Below are 20,242 nucleotides of genomic sequence, written 5' to 3' on the forward strand. Positions count from 1 at the left end.
TTATTGTTTTTTTTCTTCGGTAACAGGAGTTTCAGTTGCAGGAGTCTCTTCTGCAGGAACTTCTTTGGTTTCTTCGACTTGACCAACTTTGCCTTTAATTTTTGGTTTTTTTGCAAAGGTTTTTTTCAATTCTTCTGCTTTGGCAAACATCATATCTTTGGTCAGATCAGCAATTTCTTCTTTGTTAAATCCTGACATATAATAACGAACAGCTCTTGGATTATCGCCTTTGTATTCAAACATAGTTGCCAAAAAATAGTCGCCTAACATACTTTTTGGATAACTTTTGTCAGCAAGTATAGCCAAACCATCTAGCTCATTATAATCTTTGTTTTCTAAGATAGCTGCTTCAATTGCTTTAAAATCATTAATCCGAATGGTACTTTTTATTCCAAATGAATTTTCTATAATATCATATTTATTTTTTAAATAATCGACATAACCCTCTTTTAATGTGGCTATTTTAGTGGAGTATTCGTTTTTGGAAATCGGTTGAGCAGCTGCAAAAATTTGATATAAGGCAGTAGGAGCCGAATGTAATACTATCGAAAAATGAGATGTTTCTGAAAAATCCTCAAATTTGTAATTTAAATTAGGATTTTGAATGGCTTTAATTTTGGTGTCCATGATTTTGATTCTTTCCTGCATTTTTTTTTCGTCACCATCAGCAGTTGATAAGTAATAAAAAAGAGGAAGTTTGCTTGATGCTAAAAATTCAGGCAATTCATTTTCCATATTTACTGGTAATTCTGGACTTAAACTTATGTATGCATTGAATAAAGAATTGTCTTTGTAAAGAAAAAAGTTAGAGAAAGCCGCTGTGATATCATGTCCAGCAATGATTTTAAAATTGGTTGTTCTGTACTCCTTTTGTATATATGGAATAAGTTCTAGCGAAATAAAATCAAAAAAATCAACGCTTTTACCATCAGGCATTCCAGTGACTTCGTCTAAACCACAATCTATTGATCTTTGTTCATTTTGGGCTATACCTACTATAATTACTTCGGGTAAATCATCCCAATATGCGCCATATTTTAAAGTTCCCAAAAAAGGATTTAGTAAATAATCAGCATCTAAAACGAAAAGTAAAGGGTATTTTTTCGTTGGATTTTTTTCATAAGAAGCAGGAAGGGAAATGTATAGTTCTCTTTTCTCTTGAAGTTTGCCTGAATTATAACTTATAGTTTTTACCTGCGAATAACTTGTAATTGCGATAAGTCCTATTAAAAGTGATACTAGTTGTTTCATATGTAGATAATATTTGTTTTTTATAGGAATAGGGTATCGCCAGATCTTCATTGGTGTTTGCGACAACTTCTGTCATGGCGATTTTATACGAATTGATGTCAGTTATTTTTTAGCAGTAAATATACTTTTAAATTGTATACAGAATTTTTGGAAATTGATTTCGATTTTTTAAATTAAATTATGTCAAACTATTGTCGTTTTCATTAGGAAAAATAATCCAAGGCTTGAAAGTTTTTGCTTCTTCAAATTCTAATGTTGCGTACGAAATAATGATGATAATATCGTCTTTTTGTACTTTACGCGCAGCAGGTCCATTAAGTGTAATTATTCCTGAATTTTTTTCACCCACAATGGCATAGGTATCAAAACGTTCTCCATTATTTATATTTACAATAGAAACTTTTTCACCTTCTATTATATTGGAAGCTTCCAGTAATGCTTCGTCTATAGTGATGCTTCCGATATAGTTTAAGTCGGCTCCTGTAACTTTTACTCGGTGTATTTTTGATTTAACAACTTGAATGTGCATAGTGTTTAATTTAATGAAATGGTATCTATTAATCGAATGTTATTGATAAATACAGCTATGAATGCTCGATATTTTTTGTTTTTATTTTTTTTAATGCAAGTCGAAAGAGTAGCTTCATCTGCAATTTCAAAGTATTCTAAAGTAAAGGTTTTGTTCTTTTCCAATTCTTTTTTTACCCATGAATTGATTTTTTGAGCGCTATTATTTGTAAACATAGATTTTGCTTGGACAAGTATTTTGTATATAATACCAGCTTCTTCTCTTTGTTGCAAAGTTAAGCGTTCATTTCGAGAACTCATCGCTAAGTTGTTTGTCTCTCGAAAAATAGGGCATTCAATAATTTTCACCGGAATTTGGTTTTTTTCAACCAATTTTTTTATTATTTGTACTTGCTGAAAATCCTTCTCTCCAAAATAAGCCCTAGTAGGAGAAACTATTTCAAAAAGACGTTTTACAATGGTACCAACGCCGTCAAAATGTCCGGGTCTAAACTTTCCTTCCATTTTATTTTCTAGCCCATCAAAATCAAATGACTGTGATAAGGTATTTCCTTCATACATATCTTCAACAGTAGGAGCAAAGACGATTATGTCTGAATGGATATTGGAGATTTTTATAATATCTTCTTCTAGAGTTCGAGGATATTTTTCTAAGTCATCAGGATTGTTAAATTGTGTTGGATTTACAAAAATACTAACAACAGTTATGTCGTTTTCTTTAATAGATTCAAACATTAGGGACTGGTGACCTTTATGTAAAGCACCCATAGTTGGAACAAATCCAATTGTAGAATTTGTAGTCTTTATGGAGTTTAAATAGTCCATTAAAGCTGCTTTTCCATAGAAAATTTGCATAGTCGTTTTGTTTATATTAGGTGCAAACTTAATATTTTAGTCCATAACTGCATAAAATTTTGTAATTTTGCGTGGTTTTTATTGCCAATACTTAATCAATTTATACTATGAAAGATAAGAGGATATTATACGTATCATCTGAAGTTGTGCCTTATCTCGCTGAAAATGAGGTTTCATTAATGTCTTATGACGTACCAAAAATGATTAATGATCAAGGCGGGCAAATTAGAATTTTTATGCCAAGGTATGGAAATATAAACGAGAGAAGACATCAATTACATGAAGTAATTCGACTTTCTGGAATGAATTTAGTGGTGAATGATTTGGATATGCCACTGATTATAAAAGTTGCTTCTATTCCAAAGGAAAGAATTCAGGTTTATTTTATCGATAATGACGAATACTTTAAGCGAAAAGCCACTTTTGCCGATGAAGAAGGAATTATGTATCCTGATAATGATGAACGCGCTATCTTTTTTGCCAAAGGTGTTGTAGAAACGGTTAAAAAATTAAATTGGGTTCCAGATATTATCCACGTACACGGTTGGATGGCTTCTATGTTGCCGGTTTATATGAAACATTTTTACAAAAACGAAGCTTTATTTTCAGATACTAAAATTGTAACTTCTGTTTATAGTCAATCATTTGATGGGACTTTGGATGTTGAAATGATCAATAAAGTTAGATTTGATGGTGTTCCAGATGAAGCAATTACCGATTTGGAGATTCCAAATTATGAAAATATCATGAAAACTACCATCCTTAATTCTGATGCTGTTATAATTGCATCTGGAGGAGTGTCTTCAAGTTTAACAAAATATATAGAGTCTTCAAACAAACCTTTTTTAACTTTGAAATCTAAAGAAGAGTTTGCGGTAGCTTATACCGAGTTCTATAAAAATATGTTGTTATAAATAATTCATTTACGAATAAATATGCTTAAAAATTCCTTTTTTAAAATAATTCCTTTCCTTTTATTTAGTGCACTTTTAGTTTCCTGTGATAAAGAGTTTAGTGTTATCGGTGAAGATCTTATAGATAGTGATTCTTTTGGTATTACAAAAGAAGAGTTTCCAGTTGTTGCATATAATCAAAAATTAAATGCAATTCAGACCAATAACTTGGAAGTAAATGCTTTTGGTATTTATGTAAATCCTTCTTTTGGTACTACAAAAGCTAATTTTGTAACTCAATTAGCGTTAGCGTCGCCAGGTCCAACTATCGATAAAACTGCAACTGTAAAAAGTGTTGTGTTGACGGTACCTTATTTTTATGATAAAACTAAAACGGTTCTGGATAATTCAAATGGGAACAGTACTTATGTTTTGGATTCAATTTATGGGCTACCAGAAAAATCTAAGATGAAACTCAGTATCTATGAATCTGGTTATTTTATGAGGGATTTAGATCCTGCCGAGCAGTTTTTGAAGCCACAAAAATTTTATAATGATCAGTATGATGATTTTTATTCTCAAATAATTCCATTGAATAATGCACCTTACTATCTTAATGATGATAAAACGGATTTGTCACAAAATTTGGAGTTCTTTTTTGATCCTTCAGAACATAGGGTTACTACACAAGTTGATGGTAAGGATGTTGTCACGCGAACTCCTCCAGGTATGCAATTGAATTTGAATAATGCCTTTTTTCAGGAAAAATTATTCGGAGCATTAGGTGCGCCAGCGGGTTCATTAGCTACCAATGAAATTTTTAAAAATTATTTTAGAGGATTGTTTTTTAATATAGAAGCGGTAAATGGTAATGATGGAAATTTAGCGATGTTGAATTTTAAAGCTGGAAAGATTACCGTAACCTATTCAGAAACTATTGATTCAAAAGCTGTTGAAAAAACTTTGATATTGGAATTAAAAGGGAATACGGTTAGTTTGCTAGATGAAAGTAATAGTAATGCAAAGTATATCAGTGCAACCCTAAAATCTAATGTAGACGAAGTTAATGGAGATCCTAATCTTTATCTAAAAGGAGGGGCAGGTTCATTATCTGTTGTGAAATTGTTTGGAGATGTAGATAATTTTGGAGAAGATGGCGTTAGCGGCCTGAAAAATGGAGTGCCTGATAATTTGGATATAATGCGTACCAATAAATATCTTATTAATCAAGCTAATTTAGTTTTTCATTTAAATACAACCGAAATGGGTTCCAGTTTTGTGCCGCAGAGAATTTATTTATATGATTATACGAACAATCAGGTGTTATCGGATTATTATGAAAGTACCACGGTTTCTTCAAACACTAAATATAATAAATACATTTTTGGAGGTATACTTGCTAAAGAAACGGCAGCCAATGGTGGCGGTTCTTATTATAAATTGAGAATTACAAATCACATACGAAATCTTGTTAAATATAAAGATTCTACCAATGTAAAGTTGGGACTTGTAATTACAGAGGATATAAATAAATCCAGTTTTTATGCATTAAAAGATAAAAATGGTAGTCCATTATTTGCACCAATGGCTTCTGTGATGAATCCGCTAGGAGTTATTCTATATGGTAATAATTTGCCAATAGATGATAAAAAAAGATTGAAATTCGAAATTTATTATACAAAACCTAATTAAAATATAGTATGTGCGGAATAGTTGGATATATTGGTTATAGAGAAGCTTATCCTATTGTTATAAAAGGATTAAAAAGGTTGGAATATCGCGGATATGACAGTGCGGGTGTAATGTTGTATGATGGTGAAAACATAAAGTTGTCTAAAACTAAAGGAAAAGTTTCGGATCTTGAAGCAAAAGCAGAGAAAGAAATTACTACAAACGGAACAATTGGAATTGGACATACACGTTGGGCGACTCATGGTGTGCCGAATGATGTCAATTCTCATCCTCATGTTTCTAATTCCGGTGACTTAGTAATTATTCATAATGGAATCATCGAAAATTATGCTCCTTTAAAAGTAGAGTTAATAAATAGAGGGTATGTTTTTACGTCTGATACTGATTCTGAAGTTTTGATCAATCTAATTGAAGAAGTTCAAAAAAAGGAAAAATTAAAATTAGGTAAAGCAGTTCAAGTAGCTTTAAATCAAGTAGTAGGTGCGTATGCAATTGCCGTATTTGATAAAAAAAACCCAAATGAAATTGTTGCTGCACGTTTAGGGAGTCCTTTGGCTATTGGTATAGGTGAAGGAGAGTATTTTATAGCCTCTGATGCTTCACCATTTATTGAATATACTTCAAATGCGGTTTATCTTGAAGATGGTGAAATGGCTAATATCAGACTTCATAGACCGATGAAGGTTCGTAAAATTAAAGATGATACTATTGTTGATCCTTATATTCAAGAGCTTCAAATGAATTTGGAACAAATTGAAAAAGGGGGTTACGATCACTTTATGTTAAAAGAAATCTACGAGCAACCAAGTGTAATAAAAGATACTTACAGAGGAAGATTACATGCCAATGAAGGAATTGTTCAATTAGCAGGTGTTGAAGATAATCTTGAGAAGTTTTTGAATGCAGATCGTATAATTATTATTGCTTGCGGAACGTCATGGCATGCTGGTCTGGTTGCCGAATATGTTATTGAAGAGTTTGCTCGAATCCCTGTTGAAGTAGAATATGCTTCTGAATTTAGATATAGAAACCCAATAATTAATAGTAAGGATGTTGTTATTGCTATTTCTCAATCTGGTGAAACAGCTGATACAATGGCAGCTATTAAATTAGCAAAAGAGCACGGTGCTTTTGTTTTTGGTGTTTGTAACGTAGTAGGTTCTTCTATTTCAAGAGAATCTCATGCGGGTGCTTATACACATGCTGGACCAGAGATAGGTGTGGCTTCTACAAAAGCTTTTACTACTCAAATTACGGTGTTAACAATGATTGCGCTTCGTTTGGCTCAAGCCAAAGGAACTTTATCTAAGTCGGATTTCCATATGTATTTACAAGAATTAGAAATAATTCCTGAAAAAGTTAAAGAAGCTTTAGAGACTAATGATAAAGCAAAAGAAATTGCCGCTATATTTAAAGATGCTCCAAATTGTTTGTATTTAGGGCGTGGTTATAATTTTCCAGTTGCATTAGAAGGAGCTTTAAAACTTAAAGAGATTTCATATATTCATGCTGAAGGTTATCCTGCTGCCGAAATGAAACACGGTCCAATTGCATTAATTGATGAATTAATGCCAGTAATTGTAATTGCACCAAAACAAGGGCATTATGACAAAATAGTAAGTAATATACAAGAAATTAAATCAAGAAGCGGTAAAATTATTGCTGTTGTTACCAAAGGAGATACTCAAGTTCGTGAATTAGCGGATTATGTAATTGAGATTCCCGAAACATCAGATGCACTATCTCCATTGATTACAACAATTCCTTTGCAATTATTATCTTATCATATAGCTGTTATGAGAGGTTGTAATGTTGATCAACCTCGAAATTTAGCAAAATCGGTAACTGTTGAATAGTTAATTTATTTAAAATTTTAAAAAAGGCGAGATTTATTTCTCGCCTTTTTTTGTTTTTTACTTTTTACGAAATCGATGTAAATTTTATGATAAATTTAATAGAATTGCTAAATTATTATGTATGCATAGTATTTAATATGTATATCGCATTATATTATTATTAAAAGTGTAAAAAGTAAAAATATGAAATTGTTATTTAATTGATGTAAACGTTAATAATAATAACAAATATTTTAAATAAAACTATTGATAATTAAAAAATATATGTAATTTGGCGCCATTAACCAACAAAAATTAGAGAAATGAGATTGTATTTACTTTTTTTAACATTGTTCTTTTGTAGCATATCTTTTGCGCAAAATTCTATCAAAGGTGTTGTAACTGATGAGAATAATCAACCCATCCCAGGAGCAAATGTTTCGATTGCTGGATCAAAGGAAGGAACTATTACGGATTATGATGGTTCTTTTGTTTTGGTCACAAATCAAACGCTTCCATTTTCAATTGAAGTTACCGCCCTAGGGTATTTGTCTTCTTCGTTAAAGATAGAAACGGTATCTCAAAAAGTTAGGGTTAAAATTAATTCGGAAGAAACAAAATTAAATGAAATTGTTGTTTCTGCTTCTAGAGCTCCTGAACGTGTGCTTCAATCTCCTGTTACGATTGAGAGAATGGGAATTGCACAAGTAAAAAGTACTACTGCTCCAACATTCTATGATGGTCTTGAGAATTTAAAAGAAGTACAATTCAATACGAGTAGTATTTCGTTCAAAACGGTTAATACCAGAGGTTTTGCTGCCGTAGGAAATACTCGTTTTATGCAATTGGTAGATGGAATGGATAATTCTTCTCCTGCATTGAACTTTGTTTTGGGAAATTTAATTGGGCTTTCTGATATTGATGTAGCTAGTGTAGAACTTTTGCCTGGAGCATCGTCTGCCTTGTATGGTGCTAATGCTTTCAATGGAATTTTATTCATGAATAGTAAAAGTCCTTTTACGAATCAAGGGATTAGTACTTATGTAAAATACGGTCAAACTTCTCAAGATGTGGCGGGAACCAATGATTATTTTGACATGGGGCTTAGAGCCGCTACAGCTTTTAGTAAACATTTTGCAGTGAAAGCTAATTTTAACTATATGAAAGCTACAGAATGGATCGCTGATGATAGAAGAAGTATGACTGGCGGAACTATAGGCCATGAAACAAATCAAAATTATGATGGTTTAAATATTTATGGCGATGAGGTGACTACTTTTATTACTAATGTAGGGCAAGTAAGTAGAACAGGATACCGTGAAAAAGATTTGAATGATAATAAAGTAAACAGTGTAAAAGCCGATTTCTCTATGCATTTCAAACCATGGGAAAATGACACTGAATTTATTCTTCAATACAAATTAGGATTAGGGAATACGATCTATCAAGGAGCGAATAGATACGCTTTGAATGATTTCTTTATGAGTCAAATTAAATTTGAAGTAAAAGGGAAAAACTTTTTTGCAAGAGCCTATCGTTCTGCTGAAGATGCTGGAAATTCTTATGATATGCGTTTTGCAGGTTGGAATGTTCAAAGAGCTGCTAAATCGGATACGGAATGGTTTACTAATTATGCTACTGCGTTTCAGTATTCTGGTGCAGTATTAGGTACAGATGCAACTTTATCTGCATTAAATGCTAGAAACTATGCCGATTATAATATTAAGCCTGTAGGATTAGAGACTTTTTTACCTACTCCTACTGGTAAACCAAGATTTGAGCCAGGTTCTTCTGAATTTAATGCTGCTTTAAATGCGGTTAAAAGTGATCCAGACTTTACAAAAGGTTCGAAATTTACAGATCAATCGAAAATTTATCATGCGGATGTAAACTATAATTTTAAAGATTTAATGAAGTTTGCTGAAATTCAGGTAGGTGGTTCTGCTCGTCAATACGAAATGAATTCTAGTGGTTCTATTTTTACCGATTATGATGGTCCAATTCGTTATAATGAATATGGTATTTATACTCAAGCGTCTAAATTGCTTTTGGAAGATCGTTTAAAGTTGGTTGCTTCTATTCGTTACGACAAAAGTCAAAATTTTGATGGAAATATTTCTCCTAGGATTTCTGCAGTTTATTCGGCTGGGGCTAAAAAAACACACAATTTTAGAGTTTCTTACCAAACAGGTTTTAGAAATCCTACTACACAAGATCAATATATTGGACTTGATTTAGGACCATTTGCTTTAATTGGTTCTGCGCCGGAAAATTTAGTTCGTTATTCTGAAATTAGAGATATAAGTGCGGCAGGTCAAGCGGCCTATACAGCTATAGGAAAACCTACTGCAACTGTTATTATGGATGGAACAAATGCTTACAATAAATCTTATACCTTAACTTCGGTACAAGAATTTGGTAAAGAGTTGGCTAAGAATCCATCGGATGTGGCTGGAGCTGCTGCTAAATTAAAATCGGCAAACGTAAATTTAGTTCGTCCTGAAGAAGTGAAAGCTTATGAATTAGGGTATAGAACAATATTAAATAATGACTTATCAGTGGATATCAATGGGTATTACAATCAATACAATCATTTCTTGAATACATCAAGAGTGGCTGGTGTGTATTATGGTGATGTGAATGCTGCTTTTGTTGCAACTGACCCTATAAGTCCAGTTTATGCTTTGGTTAGAGGAGATAGAAGGATTTACCAAGTATATTCAAATACTTCTGCAGATGTGGCTTCTTTAGGTTTTGGTGCAGGTTTGTCTAAAAAGGTATATAAAGACTTTGAGTTAGGGGTGAATTATAATTATTCTCAATTGGATTTTGATCAATCACAAGATCCTGGATTTGTAACTGGATTTAATACTCCGAAACACAGGGTTAAAGCTTCTTTAGGGAATACAAGATTATTTAAAAATTTTGGATTCAATACCAATGTAAGATGGAATTCTGAGTATTTATGGCAATCCTCTTTTGCTGATGGTATGATTCCTTCGGCCACTGTAGTTGATGCTCAAATCAATTATGCTGTTCCAACCTGTAAATTATTATTCAAAGTTGGGGCTACAAACATTGGAGGTAAAGATTATATTCAAGTAATTGGAGCTGGTTCAATTGGGCAACAGTGGTTTGCTTCAATGACAATTAATCCATAATTAAATTAGACAAGACAAAAACTTAAAAATATAGAATATGATAAAAAATTTCAAATGGCTACTATTAGCTTCTTTAAGCTTTGTAGCATGTAATAATGATGATGAAGTAGTTACAGACGTTCCTATAACTGCGGGTTCAGCAGACTTCTCTAAATATGTGGCTTTGGGAGACTCTTTCGCAGCAGGGTTTAGTGATGGTGCACTTTTTATAAAAGGACAAGAAAATTCATATCCTAATATTCTAGCTGGACAATTTGCTCAAGCAGGTGGAGGAGTGTTTACTACGCCATTAATGGCTGATAATGTTGGTGGTTTTGCTGGATCAGCAATATATACACCTAGATTGTATTTTAACGGTTCAGGACCAGCTTCGGTTGCAATGCCTCCTTATAGTCAAGTTGCCACAACAAGTCAATCTGCACATCTGTCGGGATCTTTCAACAACATGGGGATTCCAGGGGCAAAAAGTTTTCACTTACTAGCTGCGGGATATGGTAGTGTAGCTGGAAACCCTTATTTTGCAAGATTTGCTAGCGCACCAATGGCAACAGTTATAGACGATGCAGTAGCTCAATCACCAACTTTCTTTTCTTTGTGGATTGGCGGAAATGATGAATTAGGCTATGCTACTGCTGGAGGTGATCCAACAGTAAACCCATTAACGCCTACGGCAACTTTTGATGCTACTTACAATACACTAGCTAGTCAACTTGCTACTGGAGGTAGAAAAGGAGTAGTTGCTAATTTGCCTTATGTAACAACTTTACCATATTTTTACGTTATTAAATATAACCAATTAAAACAAAGCGACTTAACGGTTTCTGGGGTTAATCAAGTAAGTGTTTTAAATGCACAATTATACGGTCCGCTACACAATGCACTTGCTTATTTAGGACAGGGTAGTAGAATTAATTTATTATCAACTACAGGTAATAATCCAATGTTAATGATTGATGAAAACTTAACAGATTTATCAACATCTTTAACAGCTGTATTAGTAGGTGGAGGTCTTGATGTTCCTACAGCAACTGCTTTAGGTCAAGTTTTTGGAAAAGCAAGACAGACAATTCCAACAGATTTAATTTGTTTAGGAGCTTCTCAAAGAATAGGAAAGGTGCCTTCTATGATTCTTGATGGCGTAACTTCACCGAGTCCTTTATTAAGTCAATTAGGGGTTACGTTCCCGTTGCCTGATCGCTATGTTTTACTCCCAACAGAAGTTGCAGAAATTAAGGTTGCAACAGATGCTTACAATGTAACAATTAAAGCTGCAGCTGATGCAAACGGATTAGCTTTTGTTGATGCTAAAGCAATCATGGATCAATTAGTAAGTGGAGGAATTCGTTTTGGTAATTATCACATGTCTGCAACTTATGTAACTGGTGGTGCTTTCTCTTTAGATGGAGTACATCCATCTGCAAGAGGATATGCGCTTATTGCTAATAAATTTGCAGAAGCGATTAATGCTAAATACGGTTCTACACTTAGACCAGTAGATTTAGGAAATTATCAAATTCAATATCCAGCTTCTTTATAATAAAGAGCAAATAGACATCAAAACCATCAACGAAAGTTGGTGGTTTTTTGTTTTAAATGAAACACTTTAAAAACAGTTTTTAAAAAGATATTAAAAAACATAAAAAAATATTGATTTTATATTTTAAAAAATTATCTTTGCACTCTGAAAAAAGTATCCAGTCGAGCGATTTCGATGGGCTGTATTTCATAAACCTAAATAGCTATTTAATAAACACATAAGTAATGTCAAAAGTAATAGGAAAAGTTGCCCAAATCATTGGACCAGTAGTCGATGTAGTTTTCAACGGAAAAGATGTTGAACTTCCGAAAATTTATGATTCATTAGAAATCACAAGAAAGGATGGTACGTTATTAGTACTTGAAGTACAATCTCACATTGGTGAAAACACGGTGCGTACCATTTCGATGGACTCAACAGATGGTTTGAGTAGAGGTTATGAAGTGGTTGGAACAGGAAATCCTATCCAAATGCCAATTGGTGCCGATGTTTACGGTCGTTTGTTTAACGTAATTGGTGATGCTATTGACGGTTTGCCTGCTTTACCAAAAACAGGTGAAAACGGAACTTCAATTCACAAGCAAGCTCCAAAATTTGAAGATTTATCTACCTCTTCTGAAGTTTTATTTACAGGTATTAAAGTAATCGATTTAATTGAGCCTTACTCAAAAGGGGGTAAAATTGGATTGTTTGGTGGTGCTGGTGTTGGTAAAACAGTATTGATTCAGGAGTTGATTAACAATATTGCAAAAGGTCACGGTGGACTTTCTGTATTCGCAGGAGTAGGGGAAAGAACACGTGAAGGGAATGACTTACTTCGTGAGATGTTGGAGTCAGGAATTATAAAATACGGTGAGGAATTCATGCACTCTATGGAAAATGGAGGATGGGATTTGTCTAAAGTAGATATGCCAGGAATGAGAGAGTCTAAAGCTACTTTCGTTTTCGGACAAATGAATGAGCCTCCAGGAGCTCGTGCTCGTGTAGCACTTTCTGGATTGTCTATCGCTGAATATTTCCGTGATGGAGCAGGTTCTGATCAAGGAAAAGACGTATTGTTCTTTGTTGATAATATCTTCCGTTTTACACAAGCAGGTTCTGAGGTTTCGGCTCTTTTAGGTCGTATGCCTTCTGCGGTAGGTTACCAACCAACATTGGCAACTGAAATGGGTGCGATGCAAGAGCGTATTACTTCTACAAACAAAGGTTCTATTACATCTGTACAAGCGGTTTACGTTCCTGCGGATGATTTAACAGATCCAGCGCCAGCAACAACGTTTGCTCACCTTGATGCTACTACTGTATTGTCTCGTAAAATTGCGGAGTTAGGTATTTATCCTGCGGTGGATCCTTTGGATTCTACTTCAAGAATTTTAGCTCCACATATTATTGGTGATGAGCATTATGATTGTGCACAAAGAGTAAAAGAGATTCTTCAAAAATACAAACAATTGCAAGATATTATTGCGATTCTAGGTATGGAAGAGTTATCTGAAGATGATAAGTTAGCGGTTTCAAGAGCTAGACGTGTACAACGTTTCTTATCTCAACCTTTCCACGTTGCAGAGCAATTTACAGGTTTGAAAGGTGTGTTAGTAGACATCAAAGATACTATCAAAGGATTTAATATGATTATTGACGGTGAATTAGATCACTTGCCAGAATCAGCTTTCAACCTTAAAGGTACAATTGAAGAAGCTATCGAGGCTGGAGAAAAAATGTTGGCAGAAGCTTAATAAAGTTGGAAGTCAGAAGTTAGAAGTTAGAAGTAAATTCTTCATCTTCCATCTTTCATTTTCCATCTTCTAACTATAAAAAATATGTTATTAGAAATAGTATCACCAGAAGCGAAATTATTTTCAGGAGAAATCACTTCTATTTCTGTTCCAGGAGTAGACGGTCGTTTTCAAATGTTGAATAACCACGCGCCAATAGTTTCTTTATTGCAAAAAGGAACCGTTAATATCACTGCTCCTAGCTTTGATTTAAACGAAGAAACTGCCAGTTTATTTACCAAAGTAAATGATCAAAATTATACTTTAGAAATTGCCTCAGGTACTCTGGAGTTAAAAGATAATAAAGTAATTGTTTTAGCTGACTAAGACAATTTAGTTTTAAAAAAAATGCCTGGCTCTTGTCAGGCATTTTTATTTTGAGCAAATAGATTATATAAGATCATTAGGTAAAAAAAATATTTTCTTAAATTTGCTTTTATGAATTTTCCCAAAAACCTTGCCGTTAAACTCGAAATCCGCAAACAAAATAAATCATTAAGGATTCTTCCTCAACCTAATGATTTAATCGATTTTGCTTCAAATGATTATATTGGTTTATCTAAATCTGAGGTAATTTTCAACGAGACCCATCAACTTTTTTTGGATCGAAATATAAAAAGTAACGGAGCCACGGGTTCGCGTTTGCTCTCCGGAAACCACTCTTTATATACCGAAACAGAACACAAAATTGCCCAATTCCATCAATCAGAAACTGCTTTACTGTTCAATTCGGGTTATGATGCCAATGTTGGTTTCTTTGGCACTGTTCCTCAAAAAGGGGATCTCATTTTGTATGATGAACTTTGTCACGCTTCGATTCGAGATGGCATACAATTATCGATTGCCAAAGCCTATAAATTCAAACACAATGATTTTGAGGATTTGGAGTTGCTAATTCAACGAAATCCTAACACTTTAATCTATATTGTGACTGAATCTGTTTTTTCTATGGATGGCGATTGTCCCAACATGGAGGAATTGATTGCTGTTTCTGAAAAGTACAACTGTTATCTAGTGGTGGACGAAGCTCATGCTTTGGGTGTTTTTGGAGAAAAAGGAGAAGGATTGATTCAAAGTTTGAAATTACAGGATAAGGTTTTTGCTAGAATTATGACTTTTGGAAAAGGCTTGGGCTGTCATGGAGCAGTTGTTTTGGGTTCGAATGAGTTACAGTCCTATCTCGTGAATTTTGCTCGAAGTTTTATTTATACCACAGGACTTTCTCCACATTCTGTTGCAACTATTTTAATGGGCTACCATCATTTAGAAACCGATAAAAATGCAATTGAATCGCTTAGAGAGAATATTGTTTTTTTCAATCAGGTAAAAATAATGTTGTATTTGAATCCGTTGTTTGTTCGCAGTAAATCGGCTATTCAAAGTGTGATTATTCCAGGAAATGAAAAGGTAAAAAGTATTGCGAGTTTGCTACAACAAAATGGTTTTGATGTAAAAGCCATACTTTCGCCAACTGTTCCCGAAGGACAGGAACGATTGCGGTTTTGCTTGCACAGTTTTAATAGCAAAGAAGAAATTACCAAAGTCTTGACGTTATTGAGTAGCTTTGTTTTTTAGAAATAAATTTAAAAATATAACTCTAAGGTTCTCAAAGTGAAAAACGCAAAGGTGTACAAAGAAATTTTTGAATGTAGATCTTGGTGTTGCTTCTTTTAACTTTGCGAATCTTTGCGAAATAAAAATATATGAAACTATTTATTACAGGAATTTCTACCGATGTAGGTAAAACAATTGCTTCTGCCATTATAGTAGAAGCTTTAGAAGCTGATTACTGGAAACCTATACAAGCTGGTGATGTTGATCATTCTGATAGTCATAAGATCAAGTCGTTTGTCTCTAATGTTACAACGGTAATTCACCCCAATAGCTATTTGCTCAACACGCCAGCAAGTCCACATCTTGCTGCTGAAATTGATGGAATTTCTATTGATTTAGAAAATATAATAGAGCCAGATACGAATAATCATCTTGTTATAGAAGGAGCAGGGGGTATTTTTGTACCATTGAATGAAGCGGATTGTGTCATTGATTTGATTCGATCAGATTATAAAGTTATTTTGGTGTCAAGACATTATTTAGGGAGTATTAATCATACGTTGCTTACTATTGAATCCTTGCTTAATCGTAAAATAGCGATTGCTGGAATTATTTTTTCTGGGGATGAAAATAAATCAACCGAATCTGTAATTTTGAATAAAACCGGGATTAAATGTATTGGAAGAATCGAGCAAGAACCGTACTTTGACCAAATTGTAATCAAAGAATATGCAGATCGGTTTCGAGAAAAATTATTGAATTTATAATTATGAGTACTACAAATAGTTTCCCTTTGGGGGCTAGGGGGCTAATCGAAAGAGACAGCCAATATCTTTGGCACCCTTATACACAGCACAAAACGGCAGCACTTCCTATTGCTATAACGAAAGGGGAAGGGGCTTTGCTTTGGGATGAAAATCAAAAAGAATATATTGATGCCATCGCTTCTTGGTGGGTCAATCCTTATGGACATTCCAATAAATTCATTGCCGATGCGATTTACAAGCAATTGACAACTTTAGAACACGTTTTGTTTGGCGGATTTACTCATGAACCTGCCATTGTTTTGGCCGAAAGGCTGATGGCTATTTTGCCTGATAATCAAAAGAAAGTTTTTTTCTCTGATAATGGCTCGACATCTGTTGAAGTTGCCATCAAAGTGGCTTTGCAGTATTTCTATAATAAAGGCGAAAAGAGAACGACGATTATTGCTTTTGAAAATGCTTTTCACGGTGACACTTTTGCGGCGATGGCTGCCAGTGGAATATCGTTTTATACACAGGCATTTCAAGGAATGTTTATCGATGTGGTTCGGATTCCGGTTCCTGTAATAGGAAAGGAACAAATTAGTTTTGATGCGTTGCTTGAAGTCATTAAAAACAATAATTGTGCTGGTTTTATTTTTGAACCTTTAGTGCAAGGTGCTGCTGGTATGGTGATGTATGAACCTGAAGCTTTGGATCAATTGCTTCAAATTTGTCTAGAAAATAATATTCTGACAATTGCAGATGAAGTGATGACGGGATTTGGAAAAACGGGAAAAATGTTTGCCTGTGATTATTTGACACAAAAACCAGATATGATTTGTTTGTCCAAAGCGTTGACTGGAGGAACCATTCCTATGGCGATAACGACTTTTACTTCAGCTCTTTTTGACGCTTTTTATGATGACGATATCAATAAAGCACTTTTTCATGGCCATACTTTTACGGCAAATCCTACGGGTTGTGCGGCGGCTTTGGCTAGTATGACTTTGTTGGAAACGGATGTTATGCAAAATAATTTAGTTCGCATAAATAAAAGGCATTTGGAATTTAAAATGCGAATTGAAAATCACCCAATGGTTACTGCGACTCGAGTGTTAGGAGTTATTTTTGCTTTAGAAATAAAAACAGAATCTTCAGCAAGTTATTATGGGACTTTACGCAACAAACTCTATGATTTTTTTATTGCAAATGGTGTGATTTTGCGTCCTGTTGGGAATATTGTCTATATTTTGCCTCCTTATGTAATTACCGATGCACAATTGCAAAAAGTGTACGAAGTAGTCGAAAGCGCTTTGGAAATAGTATAAAGTCATTTAGCAAAGATCGACAAGGGAGTCACAATGGATTATAATTTTATAATTGTAACAATTTGTTTCTTTCTGTTGTTATAAAATTGCAATCCATTGTGGACTTTGTGTAAAACTTTGCGACCTTTGCGGCTAAATCAGAACAGAATATTTTGTCGCAAATTATCTCCATAACAGCCATATCTTCCATTTCATCATTAGGAAATTCGTCCGATACGATTTGGGAAAATTATCTTTCGGAAAATCCTTGTTTCTCAAAACAATTTTTGGATCATAACAATACGTATGTTGCTGCTCTTGACAGTAATTCGGAAGCAGAAGTTGAACTATTAAGGCAATCCGATATAAAATACAAGTCGTTGGACAAATCGGTTTTGTATGCAATGGTTGCTTCGCGTTCTGCCATAGAGAAAGCAGGTTGGTCAAAAGACGCTGTTTTTGGAATTAATATTGGTTCTTCTCGTGGTGCAACCGATTTATTCGAAAAGCATTTTCAGGAGTATTTAGAAACGGGTAAAGCTCAAACTTTAGCTTCGCCAACAACTACCTTAGGAAATATTTCTTCTTGGGTGGCACATGATTTGCAAAGTACAGGGCCTGAAATTTCACATTCTATCACATGTTCAACAGCTTTGCATGCAATACTTAATGGAGTGGCATGGTTGAGAGCGGGTATGGCTGATAAATTTTTGGTAGGTGGGAGTGAAGCGCCTTTGACCGATTTTACAATTGGACAAATGCGGGCGTTGAAAATTTATTCTAAAAGTGAAGAACAATATCCGAATCGTGCTTTGGATTTGGATAAAAAACAAAATACTATGATTTTGGGTGAAGGCGCTGGAGTGTGTTGCCTCGAAATTGGGAAAAAAGAAAATGCACTGGCTTATATTGAGGGTATTGGTTATGCAACAGAAATTTTGGAGCATAATATTTCGATTTCGGCAGAAGCTACGTGTTTTCAGAAATCGATGAAAATGGCTTTGGAAAATACAGCAATTTCAGAAGTAGATGCGATCGTAATGCATGCTCCTGGAACTATAAAAGGTGATTTAACCGAGTTTAGAGCCATTGAGAAAGTCTTCGGTGATAGGTTGCCATTATTGACTACCAATAAATGGAAAATTGGACATACTTTTGGAGCTTCGGGTATTTTGAGTATGGAAATGGCCATTTTGATGATGCAAAAGAATCAGTTTATTGGGGTGCCTTTTCTTGATGATTCTAATCCTTTCAGAGTTCAAAACTCTAAAAGGGTAATCAAAAAGGTATTAGTCAATGCCGTTGGTTTTGGAGGAAATGCAGTGAGTGTGCTTTTGAGTTTGTAAGAAGAGGGTTATAGCGCAAAGATTCACGAAGGTTTCGCAGAGAAACACAAAAACCATTAAGAAATTAAGATTTATTAAGCATTGAGTCTGAATGAATCTTAATTTCTTAATGGTTTAAATAGGGTTGCTGTTTTTTTTTGTGCTTCTTCGCGCTTTTTCTTTGTGAATCTTTGCGAAATTGAATCTTTTTAATCGGTATTCCCATTCTCCAACTCCCGTACTTTATCATAAATCAAGTTACTCTCAAAACCACGGCGTAGCATATAATCGCAAAATTTCTTTCGCTTTTTGAGGGCATTAGTTTCTGAAATGGATTTCCAATTTCTTTCGGCTAGGTTCTCAAATGTTTCCAAATATTCTTCAGGTGTAATTTCTTTTAATGCCAAGTTAATCAGGGTTTTATTGATTTTTCGCATCTTCAATTCATTGGTAATCCTTATTTTTCCCCAATGTTTGATGCGGTGTTTTCCTCTTGCAAAACTACAGGCAAATCGAGCTTCGTTCAGAAAATTGTGTTCAATAAGATGTACAATAACTTCGTCTATTTCATTTTGGTCCAATTTCATACTCCATAATTTCGAAACCACTTCTTCGTGACACCGTTCTTGATAAGCACAAAAATGCTCTATTTTTAATTTTGCTTCTTTGAGGGAATAGACTTCTTTCATCAAAAGGGGGATTATCGTATAATTGTTTTGACAAATGTATGATTTTGGTAAGAATGTATTTTGCTTTTTTATTATTCTAAAATAATAAGTGTTTGGTTCTTGAACTTACTTGTTGAAAATTTTGGAGTTTTTTTTTATCATAAAGTTATATAATATTTCAAAAAAAAACGGAATAATTTGAAAAGTTACCATATTTTGGTAACTTAGCTAAAAAAAATTATGGGACGAAATACTTCTATATCGCTCGGTAATCATTTCGAAAGTTTTATCGAACACAGTGTAAATGATGGGAGATTCAATAACGCAAGCGAAGTTGTCAGAGCTGGTCTTCGTCTTTTAGAAGATGAGGAAAATAAAATTGTAGCTTTAAGAAAAGCGATTAAAGATGGAATTGAAAGTGGTCGGGCAGTAGATTTTGATGCTAAAAAACATCTTAACGTTTTAAAAGCAAGAAAAATATCAAATGGCTAAATATTATTTAACATATAAAGCTGTTGATGACTTAACTGAAATTTGGGATTATACAATCGAAACTTGGTCTGAAATGCAAGCTGAAAAGTATTATGATTTACTTATGGCATCATGTGATGATCTAGCAAATAACCCGGAACTTGGTAGAAACTATGATATAGTTACGAAAGGAATTTTAGGTATTAAATCAGGTGAACATATTATCTTCTACTCAATTATATCAATGAACGAAATAGAAATCGCAAGAATTCTTGATGGAATGATGGATTTAAAAAGTAGACTATAAGGAATCTTACATAACCTCCGTTTGGCAATATAGCGGGTTTAGGCTTAATTTAAAGACAGTTTTGTACTTGTAAAATTAGTCATTAAACGAGATTCCGCAATAGGAAAAATTTCAAAAAGAGTCGCAAAGGATTCGAAAAGACGCACAAAGTGAAATCGAATTCTTTGAATGGAGCTTAAAAAATTTTGAGATTCTTTGCGAATTCTTCGTGTGACTCTGCGTAATAATGTCTAATGCTGAATTTGGGATTAACCGAAAGTTTAGGCTTCCTTAATCCGCCATATCGTCAAGCGGCCAAATGTTATAGATTCTTTCAGTTTAAAAAGGAGTTGTTTAT

General features: G+C 33.9%; 17 protein-coding genes. 13 read left to right on the forward strand and 4 right to left on the reverse strand.

From position 1 onward, the window contains the following. From OZP06_RS08435 to panC, 3 genes are all read right to left on the reverse strand, one after another. Entirely contained in the window at positions 1-1,251 is a 1,251-nt protein-coding gene (locus tag OZP06_RS08435) for an alpha/beta hydrolase-fold protein (RefSeq protein WP_281324481.1), read from the reverse strand. Between the two features lie 178 nt (positions 1,252-1,429). Further along, positions 1,430-1,780 (reverse strand): aspartate 1-decarboxylase, encoded by a 351-nt coding sequence (panD, locus tag OZP06_RS08440; RefSeq protein ID WP_269224491.1) that lies wholly within the window; start codon positions 1,778-1,780, stop codon positions 1,430-1,432. Positions 1,781-1,785: 5 nt separating this feature from the next. Further along, positions 1,786-2,634, reverse strand: a complete 849-nt coding sequence (gene panC, locus OZP06_RS08445; RefSeq protein ID WP_269224492.1) for a pantoate--beta-alanine ligase — start codon at positions 2,632-2,634, stop codon at positions 1,786-1,788. Between the two features lie 107 nt (positions 2,635-2,741). On the opposite strand from panC, the gene OZP06_RS08450 reads away from it, so the two are divergent. From OZP06_RS08450 to OZP06_RS08500, 11 genes are all read left to right on the forward strand, one after another. Next, positions 2,742-3,548, forward strand: a complete 807-nt coding sequence (locus tag OZP06_RS08450) for a glycogen/starch synthase (protein WP_269224493.1) — start codon at positions 2,742-2,744, stop codon at positions 3,546-3,548. A 21-nt stretch (positions 3,549-3,569) separates the two neighbouring features. Then, a complete protein-coding gene (locus OZP06_RS08455; protein WP_269224494.1) occupies positions 3,570-5,219 on the forward strand; it encodes a DUF4270 domain-containing protein in 1,650 nt (549 codons plus the stop codon). An 8-nt stretch (positions 5,220-5,227) separates the two neighbouring features. Beyond that, positions 5,228-7,075 (forward strand): glutamine--fructose-6-phosphate transaminase (isomerizing), encoded by a 1,848-nt coding sequence (gene glmS, locus OZP06_RS08460; protein ID WP_281238275.1) that lies wholly within the window; start codon positions 5,228-5,230, stop codon positions 7,073-7,075. A gap of 302 nt (positions 7,076-7,377) precedes the next feature. Next, complete coding sequence (locus OZP06_RS08465) at positions 7,378-10,215, forward strand: TonB-dependent receptor (RefSeq protein ID WP_269224495.1); 2,838 nt, start codon at positions 7,378-7,380, stop codon at positions 10,213-10,215. A gap of 37 nt (positions 10,216-10,252) precedes the next feature. Further along, a complete protein-coding gene (locus tag OZP06_RS08470; protein ID WP_269224496.1) occupies positions 10,253-11,752 on the forward strand; it encodes an SGNH/GDSL hydrolase family protein in 1,500 nt (499 codons plus the stop codon). Positions 11,753-11,976: 224 nt separating this feature from the next. Then, complete coding sequence (gene atpD / locus OZP06_RS08475; RefSeq protein WP_269224497.1) at positions 11,977-13,488, forward strand: F0F1 ATP synthase subunit beta; 1,512 nt, start codon at positions 11,977-11,979, stop codon at positions 13,486-13,488. An 84-nt stretch (positions 13,489-13,572) separates the two neighbouring features. Next, complete coding sequence (locus tag OZP06_RS08480) at positions 13,573-13,854, forward strand: F0F1 ATP synthase subunit epsilon (protein ID WP_264565893.1); 282 nt, start codon at positions 13,573-13,575, stop codon at positions 13,852-13,854. Positions 13,855-13,965: 111 nt separating this feature from the next. After that, positions 13,966-15,102 carry a pyridoxal phosphate-dependent aminotransferase family protein gene (locus OZP06_RS08485; protein ID WP_281324482.1) on the forward strand — a complete coding sequence of 379 codons (1,137 nt, stop codon included), beginning with the start codon at positions 13,966-13,968 and terminating at the stop codon, positions 15,100-15,102. Between the two features lie 128 nt (positions 15,103-15,230). Beyond that, positions 15,231-15,848, forward strand: coding sequence for a dethiobiotin synthase (gene bioD, locus OZP06_RS08490; RefSeq protein WP_269224499.1), 618 nt, complete (start codon positions 15,231-15,233; stop codon positions 15,846-15,848). 2 nt (positions 15,849-15,850) lie between these two features. Further along, positions 15,851-17,155, forward strand: coding sequence for an adenosylmethionine--8-amino-7-oxononanoate transaminase (gene bioA / locus OZP06_RS08495; protein WP_269224500.1), 1,305 nt, complete (start codon positions 15,851-15,853; stop codon positions 17,153-17,155). A gap of 152 nt (positions 17,156-17,307) precedes the next feature. Next, positions 17,308-18,480 (forward strand): beta-ketoacyl synthase N-terminal-like domain-containing protein, encoded by a 1,173-nt coding sequence (locus tag OZP06_RS08500; RefSeq protein ID WP_269224501.1) that lies wholly within the window; start codon positions 17,308-17,310, stop codon positions 18,478-18,480. A 188-nt stretch (positions 18,481-18,668) separates the two neighbouring features. Here OZP06_RS08500 and OZP06_RS08505 read toward each other — a convergent pair whose 3' ends face one another. After that, complete coding sequence (locus OZP06_RS08505) at positions 18,669-19,148, reverse strand: regulatory protein RecX (RefSeq protein WP_269224502.1); 480 nt, start codon at positions 19,146-19,148, stop codon at positions 18,669-18,671. A gap of 219 nt (positions 19,149-19,367) precedes the next feature. Between OZP06_RS08505 and OZP06_RS08510 the strand changes: the two genes are divergently transcribed. Beyond that, on the forward strand, positions 19,368-19,619 hold the full coding sequence (locus OZP06_RS08510) for a type II toxin-antitoxin system ParD family antitoxin (RefSeq protein WP_269224503.1): 252 nt from the start codon (positions 19,368-19,370) through the stop codon (positions 19,617-19,619). After that, positions 19,612-19,905: a type II toxin-antitoxin system RelE/ParE family toxin gene (locus OZP06_RS08515; protein WP_269224504.1), complete on the forward strand. Its 294-nt coding sequence runs from the start codon at positions 19,612-19,614 to the stop codon at positions 19,903-19,905. Before OZP06_RS08510 ends, OZP06_RS08515 begins: the two co-directional genes overlap by 8 nt. The last annotated feature ends 337 nt before the right edge of the window (positions 19,906-20,242 follow it).

Source organism: Flavobacterium sp. IMCC34518, assembly GCF_027111095.2.
Taxonomy (GTDB): Bacteria; Bacteroidota; Bacteroidia; order Flavobacteriales; family Flavobacteriaceae; genus Flavobacterium; species Flavobacterium praedii.